We start from the raw sequence: 15,096 nt of genomic DNA on the forward strand, positions 1-15,096 counted from the left end.
TTCTTTCAGATGGTTGCGCGCATTTTGAGGTTAAAGCGGCACGCCCAGGCGCTTGGCTACCTCTTCGTAGGCTTCGATCACATCGCCGAGGCCCTGGCGGAAGCGGTCCTTGTCCATCTTCTTGCGGGTTTCCTTGTCCCACAGACGGCAGCCGTCCGGGCTGAACTCGTCGCCGAGGACGATCTGGCCATGGAACAGGCCGAACTCCAGCTTGAAGTCCACCAGCAGCAGACCGGCATCGTCGAACAGCTTGTTCAGCACTTCATTGACCTTGAAGGAATAGGTCTTCATCTGCGCCAGCTGCTCGGGAGTGGCCCAGCCGAAGGCCTGGACGTGGGATTCGTTGATGAACGGATCGCCCAGGGCGTCGTTCTTCAGGAACAACTCGAAGGTGGGAGGAGTCAGGGCGATGCCCTCTTCCACGCCGAGACGACGCACCAGGCTACCGGCGGCGAAATTGCGCACCACGCACTCGACCGGGATCATGTCGAGCTTCTTCACCAGGCACTCGGTATCCGACAGCAGCTTGTCGAACTGGGTCGGAATGCCGGCAGCTTCCAGCTTCTGCATGATGAAGGCGTTGAACTTGTTGTTCACCGCGCCCTTGCGATCGAGCTGTTCGATGCGCTTGCCGTCGAAGGCGGAGGTGTCGTTGCGGAACAGCAGGATGAGACGATCGGCATCGTCGGTCTGGTAAACCGACTTGGCTTTGCCGCGGTAGAGTTCTTCGCGTTTTTCCATGATGGGCTCCGCTTACGGGTAATAGGGCCTAGGCGATCTCGCGCCAATCCAGGCCTGAATGCTGATCGGCCACCTGCAGCCAGCCCGGATCGCACCCGAGGGTGTCGACGAAGGTTTGCCGGGCCAGCTGCGGCGAGTTGTTCTTTTCGCTGAGATGGGCCAGCACCAGGTGCTGCATGCGACCCCAATCCAGCTGCTTCACCAGTTCTGCGGACTGATGGTTGTTCAAGTGCCCTCGCGAACCGCCTACGCGGGCCTTGAGAAAATAGGGATACGGGCCACCGGCAAGCATCGTGCTGTCGTGGTTGGCCTCGACCACCAGAGCATCCACCGCACGATAGCACTCCAGCACCTCGGCCGTGGCCATTCCCAGATCGGTGAGCATGCCGAAGCGCCGCTGCCCGTCGGACAGCACGAACTGGGTAGGCTCGCGGGCGTCGTGCGAGACGCCAACCACCTGCACTTCCAGCCCGCGGATCGCCAGGCGCTGGCCGGCCCTCAACAGCTCGGCGGGGTGCACCGGGCGGCGCATGCCGCTCAGGGTACCCGCACTGAGATAGACCGGGATTTGGTAATGCCGCGCCAGCAGTTCGACGCCATGGATGTGATCGGCGTGTTCGTGCGTGACCAGGATCGCGTCCAGCTGCGCGGGGCTCAGCCCCAGGCGCGCCAGACGCTTGATGATTTCACGCAGCGGGAAGCCGCAATCGATCAGTATCCGGGTGTCAGAACTGCTCACCAAGGCCGAATTGCCCCGGCTTCCGCTGCCCAGAACCGCGAACCGCATTGCGCATGCTCTCCTGGAGTTTTTCCAGTACGTTTTGCGCGACATCGGCCGGCGCAGAGGTGTTGATGTCCTTGTCGACGGTGACCTGCACGGCGTCGCTGACGGTGGTCAGGCGGACCTGGTAGCGCTGCGCCTTGGCGTCTTCCTCTTCCTTGGTCTTCTCGCCGCCGCCGAACAGGCGACTGAAGAACCCGGGCTTGTCTTCGTCGGGCTTCTTCGCCCCTTCGGCGATGTTCACGTAGTACACGCCAAGGCTGCGGTTGAGGTCGTCGACGCGGATATCGGCGTTATCCAGGGCACGCCCGACGCTGACCCAGGAGCGGTCGAAGTCGGATTGCAAGGTCAGCACCGGGTTGCCGCTGCCGTCCTTGCTCAACTCGAAGGTGCCGGGCGTGTCGTAGATCGAGTTGGCTGCCAGCAGGGAGACCGAGCCGCCCTGCTCGGCGCTGCGCGCCATGCTCGCGACCATCTCGTCGAGCAGCGCCGCGTCGAGGCTCGGCGCCACCGACTTGCTCGGCCAGCTCGGGCTGCTGGTGTCACCGGCGGCGCGGGTCTGGCTGAGCACGTAGACCTCGCTGGTATTGCTTTGCACGCCGGGCTCGATACGCACCCGAACCCGTGCCTGGCCGTCCGGCTCAACGCCGCTCACGCGGCTGCTAAGGCGGCGTGCCAGCGGCGCGGAAAGCTGCGACAGCGATTGCCAGTCGGAACTGAACTCGCCGGTCTGCGGGCGCTCGTCGGCGATGCGGAAACCGTTCTCCTCGAAGAACTGCCGGGCCACCGGCCAGACTTCCGCCGGCGGACGCTGGGCCACGACCCAGCGGCTATCGCCGCTGCGCTGCAGGCTGTAGTCGCTGATGTCGCCGGCGTTGGCCAGCGGCTGCGGACGCGGAACCTCGTACTCACCCTCTTTTTCGTGGGTGGTGGCGACGTTCAGCGGAATCGGCAGCAGCGGATCGAGCGGCTTGCTGTGCACCCCTTCGGGCAATTGCATGGGAGGCGTCTCGCGGGCGCCGAGGTAGTCGTCGCCGCGGTCGCGGAAATAGCCCTCCGGCCCCCACAGCCAGCCGCAGCCGGAAGTGTTGCCGATAACCAGGGCGAGGGCGGTCAGTCCAGCCAGTCGCTTCATTGCGTGGAGCTCCTTGATCAAGCCAATACGCCGGTCTGGCGCATGGCCTGACGCAGCGGCTCGTGGCAACGCGGGCTGAGCCAGGTCAGGGGCAGGCGGATCCCCTCGGGGATCAGACCCATCTCATGCAGGGCCCACTTCACCGGAATAGGGTTGGATTCGATGAACAACGCCTTGTGCAGCGGCATCAGGCGGTCGTTGATGGCGCGCGCGGCAGCGGCGTCGCCGCGCATGGCGGCGGCGCACAGGTCGCTCATGGCGCGCGGCGCGACGTTGGCGGTCACCGAGATGTTGCCCTTGCCACCCAGCAGCATCAGCTCGACGGCAGTGGCGTCGTCGCCGGAATAGACGAGGAAGTCCTTGCCGACGCGCTCGATGACTTCCTTGGCGCGTTGCAGGTCGCCGGTGGCCTCCTTGATGCCGATGATGTTCGGCACCTTGGACAGGCGCTCGACGGTCTCCGGAAGCATGTCGCAGGAAGTACGCCCAGGCACGTTGTAGAGGATCTGCGGGATCGCAACGGCTTCGGCGATATGGCGGAAGTGCTGGTACATGCCTTCCTGGGTCGGCTTGTTGTAGTACGGCGTCACCAGCAGGCAGGCGTCGGCGCCGCCGCTTTTCGCGGCCTCGGTCAGCGCCACCGCCTCGCGGGTGGAGTTGGCGCCGGTGCCGGCGATCACCGGGATGCGGCCCTTGACCTGGTCGACCACGCGACGGATCACCTGGATGTGCTCTTCCACGTCCAGCGTGGCCGATTCACCGGTGGTGCCGACGGCGACGATGGCGTTGGTGCCTTCCTGCAAGTGGAAGTCCACCAGCTTGGCGAGGCTGTCCCAGTCCAGTCGACCCTGAGCATCGAAGGGGGTGACCAGTGCCACCATACTGCCCGCAATCATGCAACCGCTCCTGCCGCGAAATTAAAGCGGTAATGGTACTGTCGGCGGCAGGCCTTGCACAAGACGAGCGCCACCTCGTCGGAAGCCGCTGACAGGCGGCAGACGTTTCCCTCGGCGGCGCTTTTCGCTACCCTTCCCGCTTTAGGTACGGCCCGTGCCGCCAGCGTATTCCAGGAAAGTTGAATGTCCACCAGCCAACCCCGCGAACAATTCCTTCTGATCAGCGCCCTCGGCCCCAATCCGATGGAGCTGACCACCCTGCTCTGCCGCGCCTGCGTCGAGAGCCGCTGCGCCGTGGTCAGCAGCCGCCTGACCCGCCACGGAGAGTTCAGCGCCCTGGTGCTGCAGATCTCCGGAAGCTGGGATGCCCTCGCCCGCCTCGAGGGCAGCCTGCCGGCCCTCACCAAGCGCGGCGACATCACCCTCAGCATGACCCGCAGCAACGCCCACGTGACCCGCGCCCAGGCGTTGCCTTACGTGGCCTATGTCAGCGCGGTGTATCGCCCGGACATCCTCAACGAACTCTGCCAGTTCTTCATCGACCACAACATCGAGCTGGAGAACCTGACCTGCGACACCTACCAGGCGCCGCACACCAACACCACCATGCTCAACGCCACGATTACCGTGACGCTGCCCGCCGGCACCCAGATCAGCTGGCTGCGCGACCAGTTCCTGGACTTCGCCGACGCCCTGAACCTGGATGCCCTGATCGAACCCTGGCGCCCCCAACACCCCTGAGGAGCCGAGCCATGCCGGTCGCAATCGACAAACCCGTACCCGACTTCACCGCCCCCGCAACCAGCGGCAAGGAGGTGACCCTGTCCGCGCTGAAGGGCAAGCAGGTCGTCCTGTATTTCTACCCGAAGGACAGCACCCCCGGTTGCACCACCGAGGGCCAGGGCTTCCGCGACCAGTACGCGGCGTTCCAGAAGGCCAATACCGAGGTCTTCGGCATCTCCCGCGACGGCCTGAAGTCCCACGAGAACTTCAAGTGCAAACAGGAATTCCCCTTCGAGCTGATCAGCGACAAGGATGAAGCGGTCTGCCAGCTGTTCGACGTGATCAAGCTGAAGAAGCTCTACGGCAAGGAATACATGGGCGTCGACCGCAGCACCTTCCTGATCGACAGGGACGGCGTACTGCGCCAGGAGTGGCGCGGCGTGAAGGTGCCCGGGCATGTCGACGCGGTTCTCGCCGCCGCCCAGGCGCTCAACGGCGCCTGAGCCCCGCCCCGAAAAAAAGGCCGCATCCGCGGCCTTTTTCATTTTTCATGCGGCCGATGCTATCGCGTGGCTGCCAGAGTCTCGGGAAGGTCCTTGGGCCAGGCATCCAGCACCGCTTTCACCAGGGTCGCCAGGGGGATCGCGAAGAACACGCCCCAGAAGCCCCAGAGCCCGCCGAACAGCAACACCGCGCAGATGATCGCCACCGGGTGCAGGTTCACCGCCTCGGAGAACAGCAGCGGCACCAGCACGTTGCCATCCAGCGCCTGGATGATCGCGTGGGCCACCATCAGATAGATGAACTGGTCGCCCCAACCCCACTGGAAGAAAGCGATCATCGCCACCGGTACGCTCACCACCACCGCGCCGATGTACGGCACCACCACCGACAGGCCGACCAGCAGGGCCAGCAGCGCTGCGTAGTTGAGCCCCAGGTAGGCGAAGGCGATGTAGGTCACCGCGCCGGTAATGACGATCTCGATGACCTTGCCGCGAATGTAATTGGCGATCTGCTGGTTCATCTCGGCCCAGACCTGTTTCATCAGCCCGCGCTCGCGCGGCAGGTAGCGGTGGAACCAGGTATGGAAGCGCTTCTTGTCCTTGAGGAAGAAGAACACCAGGATCGGCACCAGCACCAGGTAGATCATGACGTTCACCACCACCGGCAGGCTGGCCAGCGACGAGGTCAGCGCCCACTGGCCGATCTGGCCAAATTCGCCGCGCGCGGTCTCGATGGCCTTGAGCACCTGCTCCTCGCTGATCAGGCTGGGATAGCGCTCGGGCAGCATCAGCAGCACGCTCTGCCATTCGCCGAGCATCCGCGGCAACTCGTTGAACAGGGTGAACAATTGCTGCCAGAGCAGCGGCAGCAGGACCACCAGGAACAGCGCCAGCAAGCCGAGGAACAAGCTGTAGACCAGCCATACGGCGAACAGGTGCGGCACCCGGAAGCGTTCCAGCATGCCGACCACGCCCTGGATCAGGAAGGCGATCACCATCGCCGCCAGTACCGGCGCGAGCATCCCGCCGAAGGCGAGGATGACGCTGAAGCCGAGCACCAGCATGATCGCCAGCACCACTGCCTCCTCGTCGGAGAAGTAGCGCTGCATCCAGTCGCGTAACACCTTGATCATCGGAAATCCTGAATCGGAACGGCGAAAGCTCCGCTAACGCTTGCGCAGCCAGTATCGATAGACGCCTTCGGCGGCCTCTTCGCGCAGCAGTTCATGGCCGGCGAGCTGGGCGAAGGCCCGGAAGTCTCGCTGCGACCCGGCATCGGTGGCGATCACCTTGAGCACCCCGCCGCTGGGCAGGCGGTTCAGCTCCAGCTTGGCCTTTAGCAGGGGCAGCGGACAATTGAGACCACTGGCATCCAGCTCCGCGTCACATACCAGGGGGGATGAATCGTTATCCGTCATGACAGCCTCTCCCGAAGGGCCGACAAGCATACCCAAGCCTATCCGCCGCTGGCCAGTTGAAACGGCGCTCGAAGTCCAACAGCTTCGGGTCTCGGGCAGATACCTAGGCAGTGCCGATAACCAACGGCTAAAGTAAGGCCTTTGCCAACCTGAGCCTCCTGCATGAATGTACTGCGCCCTGCCCTGTTGACGCTCGCCTGCATGCTCGCTTCGCCGGTCATGTCGGACGATCTGCCCTCCCTGGGCGACGCATCTTCCTCGATCGTTTCGCCGGAGCAGGAGTTCCAGCTGGGCCGCGCCTGGCTGAGCATGCTGCGCAACCAGGTCGATGCGATCTCCGACCCGCAACTCAAGGACTTCGTCGAAAGCAGCGTCTACCGGCTGGCCGAAACCAGCGACCTGCAGGACCACCGGCTGGCCTTCATCCTCATCCGCGACGCACAGATCAACGCCTTCGCCGCGCCCGGCGGCGTGATCGGTGTCAACGGCGGGCTACTGCTCAACGCCCAGACCGAAGGCGAGTATGCCGCGGTGCTGGCCCACGAACTCGGCCACCTGATCCAGCGCCACTTCGCCCGCGGCATCGAGGCACAGCAGCGCATGCAACTGCCGGTGATGGCGGCGATGCTCGCCGGCATCGTCGCCGCAGCCGCCGGCGCAGGGGATGCGGGTATCGCGGCGATCGCCGGGACCCAGGCGGCGGCGATCCAGAACCAGTTGCGCTTTTCCCGGCAGAACGAGCAGGAAGCCGACCGCGTCGGCGTCACCAACATGGTTCGCGCCGGTTACGATCCGCGCTCGATGCCGAACATGTTCGAGCGCCTGGCGCGGCAGTATCGCTACGACGGCAAGCCGCCGGAGTTCCTCCTCACCCACCCGGTCACCGAATCGCGTATCGCCGACACCCGCAACCGCGCCGAACAGTATCCCCAGGGCGGCAAGGAAGACAGCCTGCGCTACCAGCAGATGCGCGCGCGCACTCAGTTGCTCTTCGAGGAGACCCCGGGGATGGCCGGCAAGCGCTTCCGCGCCATGCTCAACGACAATCCCAAGCTGGATGCCGCGCGCTACGGACTGGCCATCTCGCAGACGCGCATCGGCCAGCTCAACGATGCCCGTGACAACCTCAGGCAATTGCTGGCGAAGGCACCCAACGACGTCGCCTACAACCTGGCCCAGGTCGAGCTGGACATCACCGCCAACCGCCTGCCGGATGCCGACCAGCGGTTGAAGAAGATGCTCGCCCAGTTCCCCAGTAGCTACCCGCTGAAACAGGTGCGCGCCGACCTGATGCTGAAGATGAGCAAGCCGCAGGAATCGGAGAAGATCCTCGACGACCTGAGCAAGGCGCGGCCGCTGGACCCGGATGTCTGGAACCGCCTGGCCGAGGTGCGCAGCCTGACCAACAACGCCATCGGCGTGCACCAGGCCCGGGCCGAGTACCTGTCTCTGACCGGCGACTACCAGGCCGCCATCGAGCAGCTCGATTTCGCCAAGCGCCGCGCTGGCGGCAACTTCCAACTGGCTGCGCGACTCGACGCCCGCCAGCAGGAAATTCGCCAGCAGGAAAAGATGGTCAAGGAAATGTTCCGCTGAACGGCGTATCCGAGGAAAAACGCCCGGCGATGCTCGTCGAAACAGGGGGTTGGGCGAACAACCGCACCGCGCTTACTCGCCCTACGCAGCGGGATGCCCTCGCCAGGTTCAGGCGTTCCCGGCCTGGCGCAGGCGCGCGGCCTGGGTGAAGTCGAGCATGCGCTTGAGCGGACGGACCGCCCGCGGGATCAACGCCGGGTCGACGAAGATTTCCCCGCTGCCCTCGCGCAGGCAGGCCAGGGTCCGCTCGAGCGTGTTCATCGCCATCCACGGGCAGTGCGCGCAACTGCGGCAGGCGGCGCCGTTGCCGGCGGTGGGGGCCTCGATGAAATCCTTTTCCGGGCACAGCTGCTGCATCTTGTAGAAGATGCCGCGATCGGTGGCGACGATGAAGGTCTTGTTCGGCAGGGTCTGCGCGGCCTTGATCAACTGGCTGGTCGAGCCCACGGCATCGGCCAGCGCGACCACGCTTTCCGGCGATTCGGGGTGGACCAGGATGGCGGCGTCAGGGTAGAGCGCCTTCATGTCTTCCAACTGCTTGGCCTTGAACTCCTCGTGGACGATGCAGGCGCCGTCCCAGAGCAGCATGTCGGCCCCCGTCTCGCGCTGGATGTAGCGTCCCAGGTGCTGGTCCGGTGCCCAGAGGATAGGCTCGCCGTTGTCCATCAGGTGTTCGACGATCTCCACCGCGCAACTGGAGGTCACGACCCAGTCGGCGCGTGCCTTCACCGCCGCGGAGGTGTTCGCATAGACCACCACGGTCCGTTCCGGGTGCTGGTCGCAGAATGCCGAGAATTCATCCACCGGGCAGCCCAGGTCGAGCGAGCAGGTCGCTTCGAGGGTCGGCATCAGCACGCGCTTCTCAGGGTTGAGGATCTTCGCCGTCTCGCCCATGAAGCGCACCCCAGCCACGACCACCGTCTGCGCCGGATGCTGGTTGCCGAAACGGGCCATCTCCAGCGAATCGGATACGCAACCGCCGGTCTCCTCGGCCAACGCCTGGATCACCGGATCGCAGTAGTAATGCGCCACCAGTACCGCGTTCTGCGCCTTCAGTTCGGCCGCGATCGCCGCGCGATGCTCGGCGCTCTCCTGCTCGCTCAACACGCGGGGTTGCTTGGCGGCCAGGTGGGCCTGGACCAGGAGTCGTTCGGAAATGTGCGTCATAGTCGCTACACCTGAAGGCGCAACAGCGCGTCTCTCGATTTTATACCCGGCGGCAGGCTGGACCGCCGGGAGCTGACGATTGCAGGTTTCGGGCACGGCACCCGCGACACCCTCGAGCGAAGCTCGGGGTATCCGCCTGCAAGGCCGCGGATTCTAACCGCATAGGTCGCGCCAGGGCCATCCCGGCGTCCGTACCGGCCTGGCCGGTGGCTACGCTAACAAAAGACATAGGTTTCGGTCGTTAGACCTACGCGACATAATTTTTTCGTTTCTTAGAACCGTCCCTAGCTCGGCTCGCTCCACGACCGAACACGACATGCCGGCATGCCAGCGTTAATACTTTGGTATTAGGCCCTTGGTATTAGCGTTAAATAACCGGTAAATATCCGGATTTTCTTTTCGTCGAATTTACGAGCAATATGAAACATATTTCGTTGAAATAAGCTCTTCTTTCACATAATTATAAAAATATCCTGAAACAGAGCCGTCATCCCTCACCTCCAAAACGACGACTCCCCGTGCCGTGCGCCCGCCGCGCAGAAAGCGAGCCGGCGGCCGATTCCACCCTCGCACGCCAGCCCTTGCGCTTCACTGACCGACGGGAGGTTTCCCCGATGAAAACGTCATCCAGAAGACAAGTTGAAACACTCGGGCGCTATCTATCGAGTCCTCGACGCTTCTTCCACAGTAGCGGCAACCTGACCCGATCAAGGGAAGCGGCACGCGCCACCCAATAAAAGGAATAAGGGATGCCTATTCATAACCTGAATCACGTGAACATGTTCCTCCAGGTCATCGCCTCCGGTTCGATTTCCTCCGCTGCGCGGATCCTGCGCAAGTCGCACACCGCGGTCAGCTCGGCGGTCAGCAACCTGGAAATCGACCTGTGCGTGGAGCTGGTCCGTCGGGACGGCTACAAGGTCGAACCCACCGAGCAGGCGCTTCGCCTGATCCCTTACATGCGCAGCCTGCTGAACTACCAGCAGCTGATCGGCGACATCGCCTTCAATCTCAACAAGGGTCCGCGCAATCTCCGGGTGCTGCTGGACACCGCCATCCCGCCGTCGTTCTGCGATACGGTGAGCAGCGTACTGCTCGACGATTTCAACATGGTCAGCCTGATACGCACCTCGCCCGCCGATAGCCTGGCGACGATCAAGCAGGACAACGCGGAAATCGATATCGCCATCACCATCGACGAGGAACTGAAGATCTCCCGCTTCAACCAGTGCGTGCTCGGCTACACCAAGGCGTTCGTCGTCGCCCATCCGCAGCACCCGTTGTGCAATGCCTCCCTGCACAGCATCGCGAGCCTGGCCAATTACCGGCAGATCAGCCTCGGCAGCCGCTCCGGGCAGCATTCGAACCTGCTGCGGCCGGTCAGCGACAAGGTGCTCTTCGTGGAAAACTTCGACGACATGCTGCGTCTGGTGGAAGCCGGCGTCGGATGGGGCATCGCGCCGCATTATTTCGTCGAGGAACGCCTGCGCAACGGTACCCTGGCAGTCCTCAGCGAACTCTACGAACCGGGCGGCATCGACACCAAGGTGTATTGCTACTACAACACCGCGCTGGAATCCGAGCGCAGCTTCCTGCGCTTTCTCGAAAGCGCCCGCCAGCGCCTGCGCGAACTCGGCCGCCAGCGTTTCGACGATGCGCCGGCCTGGCAACCGAGCATCGTCGAAACGGCGCAGCGCCGCTCAGGCCCGAAGGCGCTCGCGTACCGCCAGCGCGCCGCACCAGAGTAGAGCGTTCTCCAGCAGACGCTGGCCGTGGGTGGTGAGAATCGACTCGGGATGGAACTGCAAGCCCAGCTGTCGATTGCGCGGATCGGCCATCGCCATGATCTCACCATCGGCATCGGCCAGGCAGTCGAAACCTTCCGGCAGGCGACTGACCACCAGCGAGTGGTAGCGCGCGACGCGCAGGTCAGCGATGCCGTCGAACAGGGGGTGACGCTGATCGAAACGCAGGGACGTGCTCTTGCCATGCAGCGGTTTCCTCGCCTCGCCCACCGCGCCACCGGCGGCCAGCGCCAGCGCCTGGTGGCCGAGGCAGACGCCGAGCACCGGCAAGCGCCCGCGGGCCCAGGCGAGCAATTCCAGCATGCAGCCGGCGTCTTCCGGCCGACCGGGCCCCGGCGACAGCACCAGCAGTTCGCAACCGTCGGCCAGCAATGCCGCCTGGATCGTCGGCAACGGCGTATCGTTGCGCATCACCCGGACCTCCGCGCCGAGCAGGCAGAACTGCTCAACCAGGTTGTAGGTGAAGGAATCGAAGTTATCCAACAGCGTGATGCGCATCGCGCTCTCCCCTTTCGCGTTCGGCAGCGGCCACGGCGGTCAGCACCGCCAGCGCCTTGTTGCGGGTTTCCTCGGCCTCCAGCCGTGGATCCGAATCCAGCACCACGCCGGCGCCTGCCCGGACCCGCGCGATACCTTCGCGGACCTCGGCGGAGCGGATGACGATGCTGGTATCGAGGTTGCCGGCGCTGTCGAGAATGCCGATCGCGCCACCGTAGCTGCCGCGATAGCCATCCTCGTACTGCCGCAGCAACTGCATGGCACGGACCTTCGGCGCACCGACCAGGGTGCCCATGTTCAGGCAGGCACGGTAGGCATGCAGCGCATCCAGTTCGCCATGCAGTTCGCCAGCCACGCGCGAGACCAGGTGCATCACGTGGCTGTAGCGATCCACCTTGAGCATGTCGCGCACCTGCCGGGTACCGCTGCGGCAGACCCGCGCCAGATCGTTGCGCGCCAGGTCGACCAGCATCATGTGCTCGGCGATCTCCTTGGCGTCCAGGCGCAACTCCGCTTCCAGGCGATTGTCCAGTTCCGCATCGATGGCGCCCCGGGCATCGCGTCCGCGCGGGCGAGTGCCGGCGATGGGATAGAGTTCCACCTCGCGACTCTCCGCGTCGTACTTCAATGCCGACTCCGGCGAAGCGCCGAACAGGCAGAAGTCCCCCGCATCGAGGAAGAAGCGGTACGGGCTGGGGTTGCGCAGGCACAACTGGCGATAGGCCCGCCAGGGGTCCGCGCACGGCATGCTGAAGCTGCGCGACGGTACGATCTGGAACACGTCGCCGGCCCTCACGTGGGCCTGCAGGCGCTCTACCTGGCGGGCAAAGCTCGCATCGTCCAGGTCGACTTGGTAGTTGCCGGCCCGTACGCCTGCCACCGGCGACTCGGAAGCCTCCTCCACGGCGCCATGGAATTCGTCGGCACACTGGCGCAGGCTGGCGGCCAACCGGTCGTGCCCGGCCGGATCGTGGACGAACGCCTGCAGCGAAGTCCGGCGCGCCAGGTGATCGATATCCAGCAGCAACTCCGGCACCAGGAACAGGTAGTCCGGGCAATGCCGCGCAGGTTCGGCCGGCGCCGGCAAGGGTTCGAACTGCTCGGCCAGGTCGAAACTGAACAGGCCGCCCAGCAGCGCAGGCTCCTCCGCGTCGCCCAGCGTTCCGAGCACGCGGCGCAGCGCCTCCAGGCTGGACAGGCCATGCAGGCGTCGCCACTCGTCCGCCTGCGACTCTTCCTGGGGGAAGCGCCAGTGCAGGGTGTCGCCGTCACGCAAGCAGGTGACCTGGGCCGGACAGGCCTCGCTCAACGGTGCCAGCAAGGCGCGTCCGTTGGCGTTCAACGCCCGCAGCACTACATCGCGCCCCCAGCACTCGATGCGCAGGCAGCTGGAAAGGATCGCCACGCTACGCCGCGCAGCCTTGCTGTCCACGTCGAAGCAGTCGAACAGCATCCGGTTGGCGCCGGCCATGCGCCAGATCGACAGCGCCTCCGGCACCAGCGTGCGGTACTCCAGACTTTCTTCCAGTCGATAGCCAACCCCGCTCACGAGCCATCTCCCCGCGCCCATGGGCGACTGGCCTGCGCGACGCTAGCGCGCAACGGCATGTTCATCATCGATAACCCCCTTTTCCCCCAATTGCGACCGCTGCCGTCGGCGGCGATCGCCGCAATGGATGTCCCGCCTCAGTCCAGAGGCAGCGCCTGGCGGGAGAGAATCTCCAGCATCCGGCGCATGCTCCCCAGGTGCAGTTCGCCGGGCAGGAAGTCGACGCTCTGCCCACCCCAGGCGCGGTGCAGCTCCTCGCTCAGTTCGTCGAGGGACTCGCCCATGGACTGGCGCCAGAGCAACCGCCGGCACAGGCGCAGACACTCGGTATAGGCCGACTCGGCCCCATCCGCGGCCAGCCGCCCCCGCAGCAGGCCGCCGTGTCCCGGGATCAGCTGCAGCAGGGTCGGCAGACGCTGCAGACGTTCCAGGGACTCCAGGTAAGCCTCCATGTCGTCGAACACCAGCGGCCGCCACACCCCCTCTGCCTCGTCGAACTCGCCCAGGGCATCGCCGCAGAACAGGCGTCGGCGTCGCACGTCGTAGAAAACCACGTGATCGTCGCTGTGGCCGTGGGCCTCTATGACCTGCAGGCGATGCCGCGGTCCCAGCTCCAGCCACTCGCCGTCGGCTACCGCGCGAACCGGCAGAGCGTCCCAGGCACAGGCCTCGGGCAACCGCTGCTCCGCACGCAACAGTTGCCGGTTCAAGCGCTCGACCACCCGCACCGCGCTTTCCGACTTCCAGGCCTGGCAGGTCCGCTCGGACGCCAGGACCTGTACGTTCGGCAACCGCGGACACAGGTAGGGCAGCAGGCCGCAGTGGTCATAGTGCTTGTGGGTGATCAGCCAGTAGTGCACCTGGGACGGGTCGGCGACCCAGCGGCACAGGTCCGCCCAAACCAATTCGGCATCCCGGCTGATCCCTCCTTCAACCAGCGCCCAGCTCGCCTCACCGAGACGCAGCAGAAACACCGGCACCTGGACGTCCCCCAACAGGCACAGGTCATCATCCAGTTGACCGGGAGCCGAAAGCCTCAACATGGCCGGTTCACCTCCTCAGGTTTACGGTACAGCGCCGCGCCCCAGGTCGCGCCGGAACCGTAGGTCAGGACCAGCACCCGCTGTCCGGGCTGGATGTCCGGCCAGAACATCGCCAGCGTGACCGGGGTCGAGGCCGAAGCCATGTTGCCCAGACGATCCACGGTCACCGCGAACTTGTGCTGGGGAATGCCCAGTTGCTCCTGCACCGCATCGAGGATGCGCAGGTTCGGTTGATGGCAGATCACATGGTCGATGTCGTCCAAGGTCAGCTCATGGGCCACGAGCATTTCGCCGGCGATCCGTACCAGGGTCTGGCTGGCATGCTCGAACATCGGCCGGCCGCGCATGAGGAACTCGCCCCCGCCCTCGCGCAGGACGTTCTCGTCGAGGAAGGTCGGCGAGGCACTACCCGGCGCCGCGGTCATCAGCAGGTCGAAGTAGTTGCCGTCGGCGCCCAGGCGCAGGTCCAGCAGTCCGTCTTCGAGACTCTCGCCGGCGCTGACCACCACCGCGCCGGCACCGTCGCCGAGCAGGATCGACAGGTTGCGGCCGCGGTCCGAACAGTCCATGCGCTTGGACAGCACCTCGCCGCAGACCACCAGGACATGCCGTGCCAGCCCGGCGAGGATCTGCCCGCGAGCCATCTGCAAGCCGTACAGCAACCCGCTGCACTGTGCCCGGATATCCAGCACCGGGATGTGCCGCAGGCCCAGCAGCGGCTGGATCAGGCAGGCCTGGGACGGGTCGTGGTGGTCCGGCGACAGGGTGTTCACCAGCAACAGGTCGATGTCCTCCGGCAGCAGCCCGGCAGCCTCGATGGCCTGGCGCGCCGCCGGTACCATCAGCGCGCTGACCGCCTGTTCCGGCTCGACGTGATAGCGGGTGCGTACGCCGGTGCGTTCAACGATGAACTCATCCGACGTGTTGATGCGCCCTACCAGGTCATGATTGCTGACCTGGCGTTTCGGCAGGCTGAAACCCAGCCCGGCCAGGATCGGATTACCCATGTACAGCCCTCCTCGGACACCGTGGTTCAACATGGCTATGCCTCAGCACACCAGCACCTCGCCCAATTGCCAGACCTGGGCGGCGAAACCCCAGCCGGTGGCTGCGCCGGCCATGACGATACGATCGCCGGGGCGGATCTTGCCCTCGCGCAGGCCTGTCGCTTCTACACATCTGACGCCTCCGAACGACACCTCACCTGTAATATCAGTGCGTCGCCGTATCTATAAAAACAA

15 protein-coding genes and 1 pseudogene are annotated in these 15,096 nt (G+C 64.9%); 4 read left to right on the forward strand and 12 right to left on the reverse strand.

From position 1 onward, the window contains the following. Window positions 1-30: 30 nt before the first annotated feature. Genes purC through dapA form a run of 4 tightly spaced genes read right to left on the reverse strand, consistent with a single transcriptional unit; the run spans window position 31 to window position 3,553 of the window. Window positions 31-741, reverse strand: coding sequence for a phosphoribosylaminoimidazolesuccinocarboxamide synthase (gene purC / locus FFS27_RS04905; RefSeq protein ID WP_003108622.1), 711 nt, complete (start codon window positions 739-741; stop codon window positions 31-33). A gap of 28 nt (window positions 742-769) precedes the next feature. Further along, window positions 770-1,528 carry an MBL fold metallo-hydrolase gene (locus FFS27_RS04910; protein ID WP_003123205.1) on the reverse strand — a complete coding sequence of 253 codons (759 nt, stop codon included), beginning with the start codon at window positions 1,526-1,528 and terminating at the stop codon, window positions 770-772. Next, window positions 1,467-2,657 (reverse strand): outer membrane protein assembly factor BamC, encoded by a 1,191-nt coding sequence (gene bamC / locus FFS27_RS04915; protein WP_003086271.1) that lies wholly within the window; start codon window positions 2,655-2,657, stop codon window positions 1,467-1,469. The genes FFS27_RS04910 and bamC overlap by 62 nt, the downstream gene beginning before the upstream one ends. A gap of 17 nt (window positions 2,658-2,674) precedes the next feature. Next, a complete protein-coding gene (gene dapA / locus FFS27_RS04920; RefSeq protein WP_003086270.1) occupies window positions 2,675-3,553 on the reverse strand; it encodes a 4-hydroxy-tetrahydrodipicolinate synthase in 879 nt (292 codons plus the stop codon). A gap of 183 nt (window positions 3,554-3,736) precedes the next feature. On the opposite strand from dapA, the gene FFS27_RS04925 reads away from it, so the two are divergent. After that, window positions 3,737-4,294, forward strand: a complete 558-nt coding sequence (locus FFS27_RS04925) for a glycine cleavage system protein R (protein ID WP_003086267.1) — start codon at window positions 3,737-3,739, stop codon at window positions 4,292-4,294. An 11-nt stretch (window positions 4,295-4,305) separates the two neighbouring features. Continuing rightward, window positions 4,306-4,779 carry a peroxiredoxin gene (locus FFS27_RS04930; protein WP_003086262.1) on the forward strand — a complete coding sequence of 158 codons (474 nt, stop codon included), beginning with the start codon at window positions 4,306-4,308 and terminating at the stop codon, window positions 4,777-4,779. A 59-nt stretch (window positions 4,780-4,838) separates the two neighbouring features. Here the strand turns inward: FFS27_RS04930 and FFS27_RS04935 are convergent, their stop codons facing one another. Both FFS27_RS04935 and FFS27_RS04940 read right to left on the reverse strand, forming a co-directional pair. After that, the gene (locus FFS27_RS04935) at window positions 4,839-5,912 is read right to left on the reverse strand and encodes an AI-2E family transporter (RefSeq protein ID WP_003086260.1); all 1,074 of its coding nucleotides are present in this window, start codon (window positions 5,910-5,912) and stop codon (window positions 4,839-4,841) included. Between the two features lie 33 nt (window positions 5,913-5,945). Then, window positions 5,946-6,197, reverse strand: coding sequence for a sulfurtransferase TusA family protein (locus FFS27_RS04940; RefSeq protein ID WP_003086258.1), 252 nt, complete (start codon window positions 6,195-6,197; stop codon window positions 5,946-5,948). A 162-nt stretch (window positions 6,198-6,359) separates the two neighbouring features. On the opposite strand from FFS27_RS04940, the gene FFS27_RS04945 reads away from it, so the two are divergent. Further along, window positions 6,360-7,793 (forward strand): tetratricopeptide repeat protein, encoded by a 1,434-nt coding sequence (locus FFS27_RS04945; protein WP_003086256.1) that lies wholly within the window; start codon window positions 6,360-6,362, stop codon window positions 7,791-7,793. A gap of 108 nt (window positions 7,794-7,901) precedes the next feature. Here FFS27_RS04945 and nadA read toward each other — a convergent pair whose 3' ends face one another. Next, complete coding sequence (nadA, locus tag FFS27_RS04950) at window positions 7,902-8,960, reverse strand: quinolinate synthase NadA (RefSeq protein ID WP_003086254.1); 1,059 nt, start codon at window positions 8,958-8,960, stop codon at window positions 7,902-7,904. A 749-nt stretch (window positions 8,961-9,709) separates the two neighbouring features. Between nadA and mvfR the strand changes: the two genes are divergently transcribed. Beyond that, the gene (gene mvfR / locus FFS27_RS04955; protein ID WP_003108614.1) at window positions 9,710-10,708 is read left to right on the forward strand and encodes a multiple virulence factor transcriptional regulator MvfR; all 999 of its coding nucleotides are present in this window, start codon (window positions 9,710-9,712) and stop codon (window positions 10,706-10,708) included. On the opposite strand, the gene phnB is transcribed toward mvfR, so the two are convergent. The 5 genes and pseudogenes from phnB to FFS27_RS04980 all read right to left on the reverse strand — a co-directional run. Next, on the reverse strand, window positions 10,661-11,263 hold the full coding sequence (phnB, locus tag FFS27_RS04960; RefSeq protein ID WP_003112548.1) for an anthranilate synthase component II: 603 nt from the start codon (window positions 11,261-11,263) through the stop codon (window positions 10,661-10,663). The two genes, mvfR and phnB, sit on opposite strands and share 48 nt — an antisense overlap. Next, window positions 11,241-12,833 (reverse strand): anthranilate synthase component 1, encoded by a 1,593-nt coding sequence (locus tag FFS27_RS04965; protein ID WP_003140752.1) that lies wholly within the window; start codon window positions 12,831-12,833, stop codon window positions 11,241-11,243. Before FFS27_RS04965 ends, phnB begins: the two co-directional genes overlap by 23 nt. Window positions 12,834-12,949: 116 nt before the next feature. Continuing rightward, window positions 12,950-13,855: a 2-aminobenzoylacetyl-CoA thioesterase PqsE gene (gene pqsE / locus FFS27_RS04970; protein WP_003086247.1), complete on the reverse strand. Its 906-nt coding sequence runs from the start codon at window positions 13,853-13,855 to the stop codon at window positions 12,950-12,952. Then, window positions 13,849-14,862, reverse strand: a complete 1,014-nt coding sequence (gene pqsD, locus FFS27_RS04975) for an anthraniloyl-CoA anthraniloyltransferase (RefSeq protein ID WP_003086245.1) — start codon at window positions 14,860-14,862, stop codon at window positions 13,849-13,851. Before pqsD ends, pqsE begins: the two co-directional genes overlap by 7 nt. A gap of 42 nt (window positions 14,863-14,904) precedes the next feature. After that, window positions 14,905-15,021, reverse strand: a pseudogene (locus FFS27_RS04980) (hypothetical protein); the annotation flags it as partial. Window positions 15,022-15,096 lie beyond the last annotated feature (75 nt).

The organism is Pseudomonas sp. 2VD, assembly GCF_005503585.1.
In the GTDB taxonomy this organism is placed as follows: Bacteria; Pseudomonadota; Gammaproteobacteria; order Pseudomonadales; family Pseudomonadaceae; genus Pseudomonas; species Pseudomonas aeruginosa.

Excerpts from the sequence above, each read along its gene's own strand:
- bamC (WP_003086271.1), bottom strand. The coding sequence starts at position 2,657 with ATGAAGCGACTGGCTGGACTGACCGCCCTCGCCCTGGTTATCGGCAAC.
- purC (WP_003108622.1), bottom strand. The coding sequence starts at position 741 with ATGGAAAAACGCGAAGAACTCTACCGCGGCAAAGCCAAGTCGGTTTAC.
- FFS27_RS04940 (WP_003086258.1), bottom strand. The coding sequence starts at position 6,197 with ATGACGGATAACGATTCATCCCCCCTGGTATGTGACGCGGAGCTGGAT.
- FFS27_RS04935 (WP_003086260.1), bottom strand. The coding sequence starts at position 5,912 with ATGATCAAGGTGTTACGCGACTGGATGCAGCGCTACTTCTCCGACGAG.
- FFS27_RS04910 (WP_003123205.1), bottom strand. The coding sequence starts at position 1,528 with ATGCGGTTCGCGGTTCTGGGCAGCGGAAGCCGGGGCAATTCGGCCTTG.
- nadA (WP_003086254.1), bottom strand. The coding sequence starts at position 8,960 with ATGACGCACATTTCCGAACGACTCCTGGTCCAGGCCCACCTGGCCGCC.
- pqsD (WP_003086245.1), bottom strand. The coding sequence starts at position 14,862 with ATGGGTAATCCGATCCTGGCCGGGCTGGGTTTCAGCCTGCCGAAACGC.
- FFS27_RS04965 (WP_003140752.1), bottom strand. The coding sequence starts at position 12,833 with ATGGGCGCGGGGAGATGGCTCGTGAGCGGGGTTGGCTATCGACTGGAA.
- FFS27_RS04945 (WP_003086256.1), top strand. The coding sequence starts at position 6,360 with ATGAATGTACTGCGCCCTGCCCTGTTGACGCTCGCCTGCATGCTCGCT.
- pqsE (WP_003086247.1), bottom strand. The coding sequence starts at position 13,855 with ATGTTGAGGCTTTCGGCTCCCGGTCAACTGGATGATGACCTGTGCCTG.
- phnB (WP_003112548.1), bottom strand. The coding sequence starts at position 11,263 with ATGCGCATCACGCTGTTGGATAACTTCGATTCCTTCACCTACAACCTG.
- dapA (WP_003086270.1), bottom strand. The coding sequence starts at position 3,553 with ATGATTGCGGGCAGTATGGTGGCACTGGTCACCCCCTTCGATGCTCAG.
- mvfR (WP_003108614.1), top strand. The coding sequence starts at position 9,710 with ATGCCTATTCATAACCTGAATCACGTGAACATGTTCCTCCAGGTCATC.
- FFS27_RS04930 (WP_003086262.1), top strand. The coding sequence starts at position 4,306 with ATGCCGGTCGCAATCGACAAACCCGTACCCGACTTCACCGCCCCCGCA.
- FFS27_RS04925 (WP_003086267.1), top strand. The coding sequence starts at position 3,737 with ATGTCCACCAGCCAACCCCGCGAACAATTCCTTCTGATCAGCGCCCTC.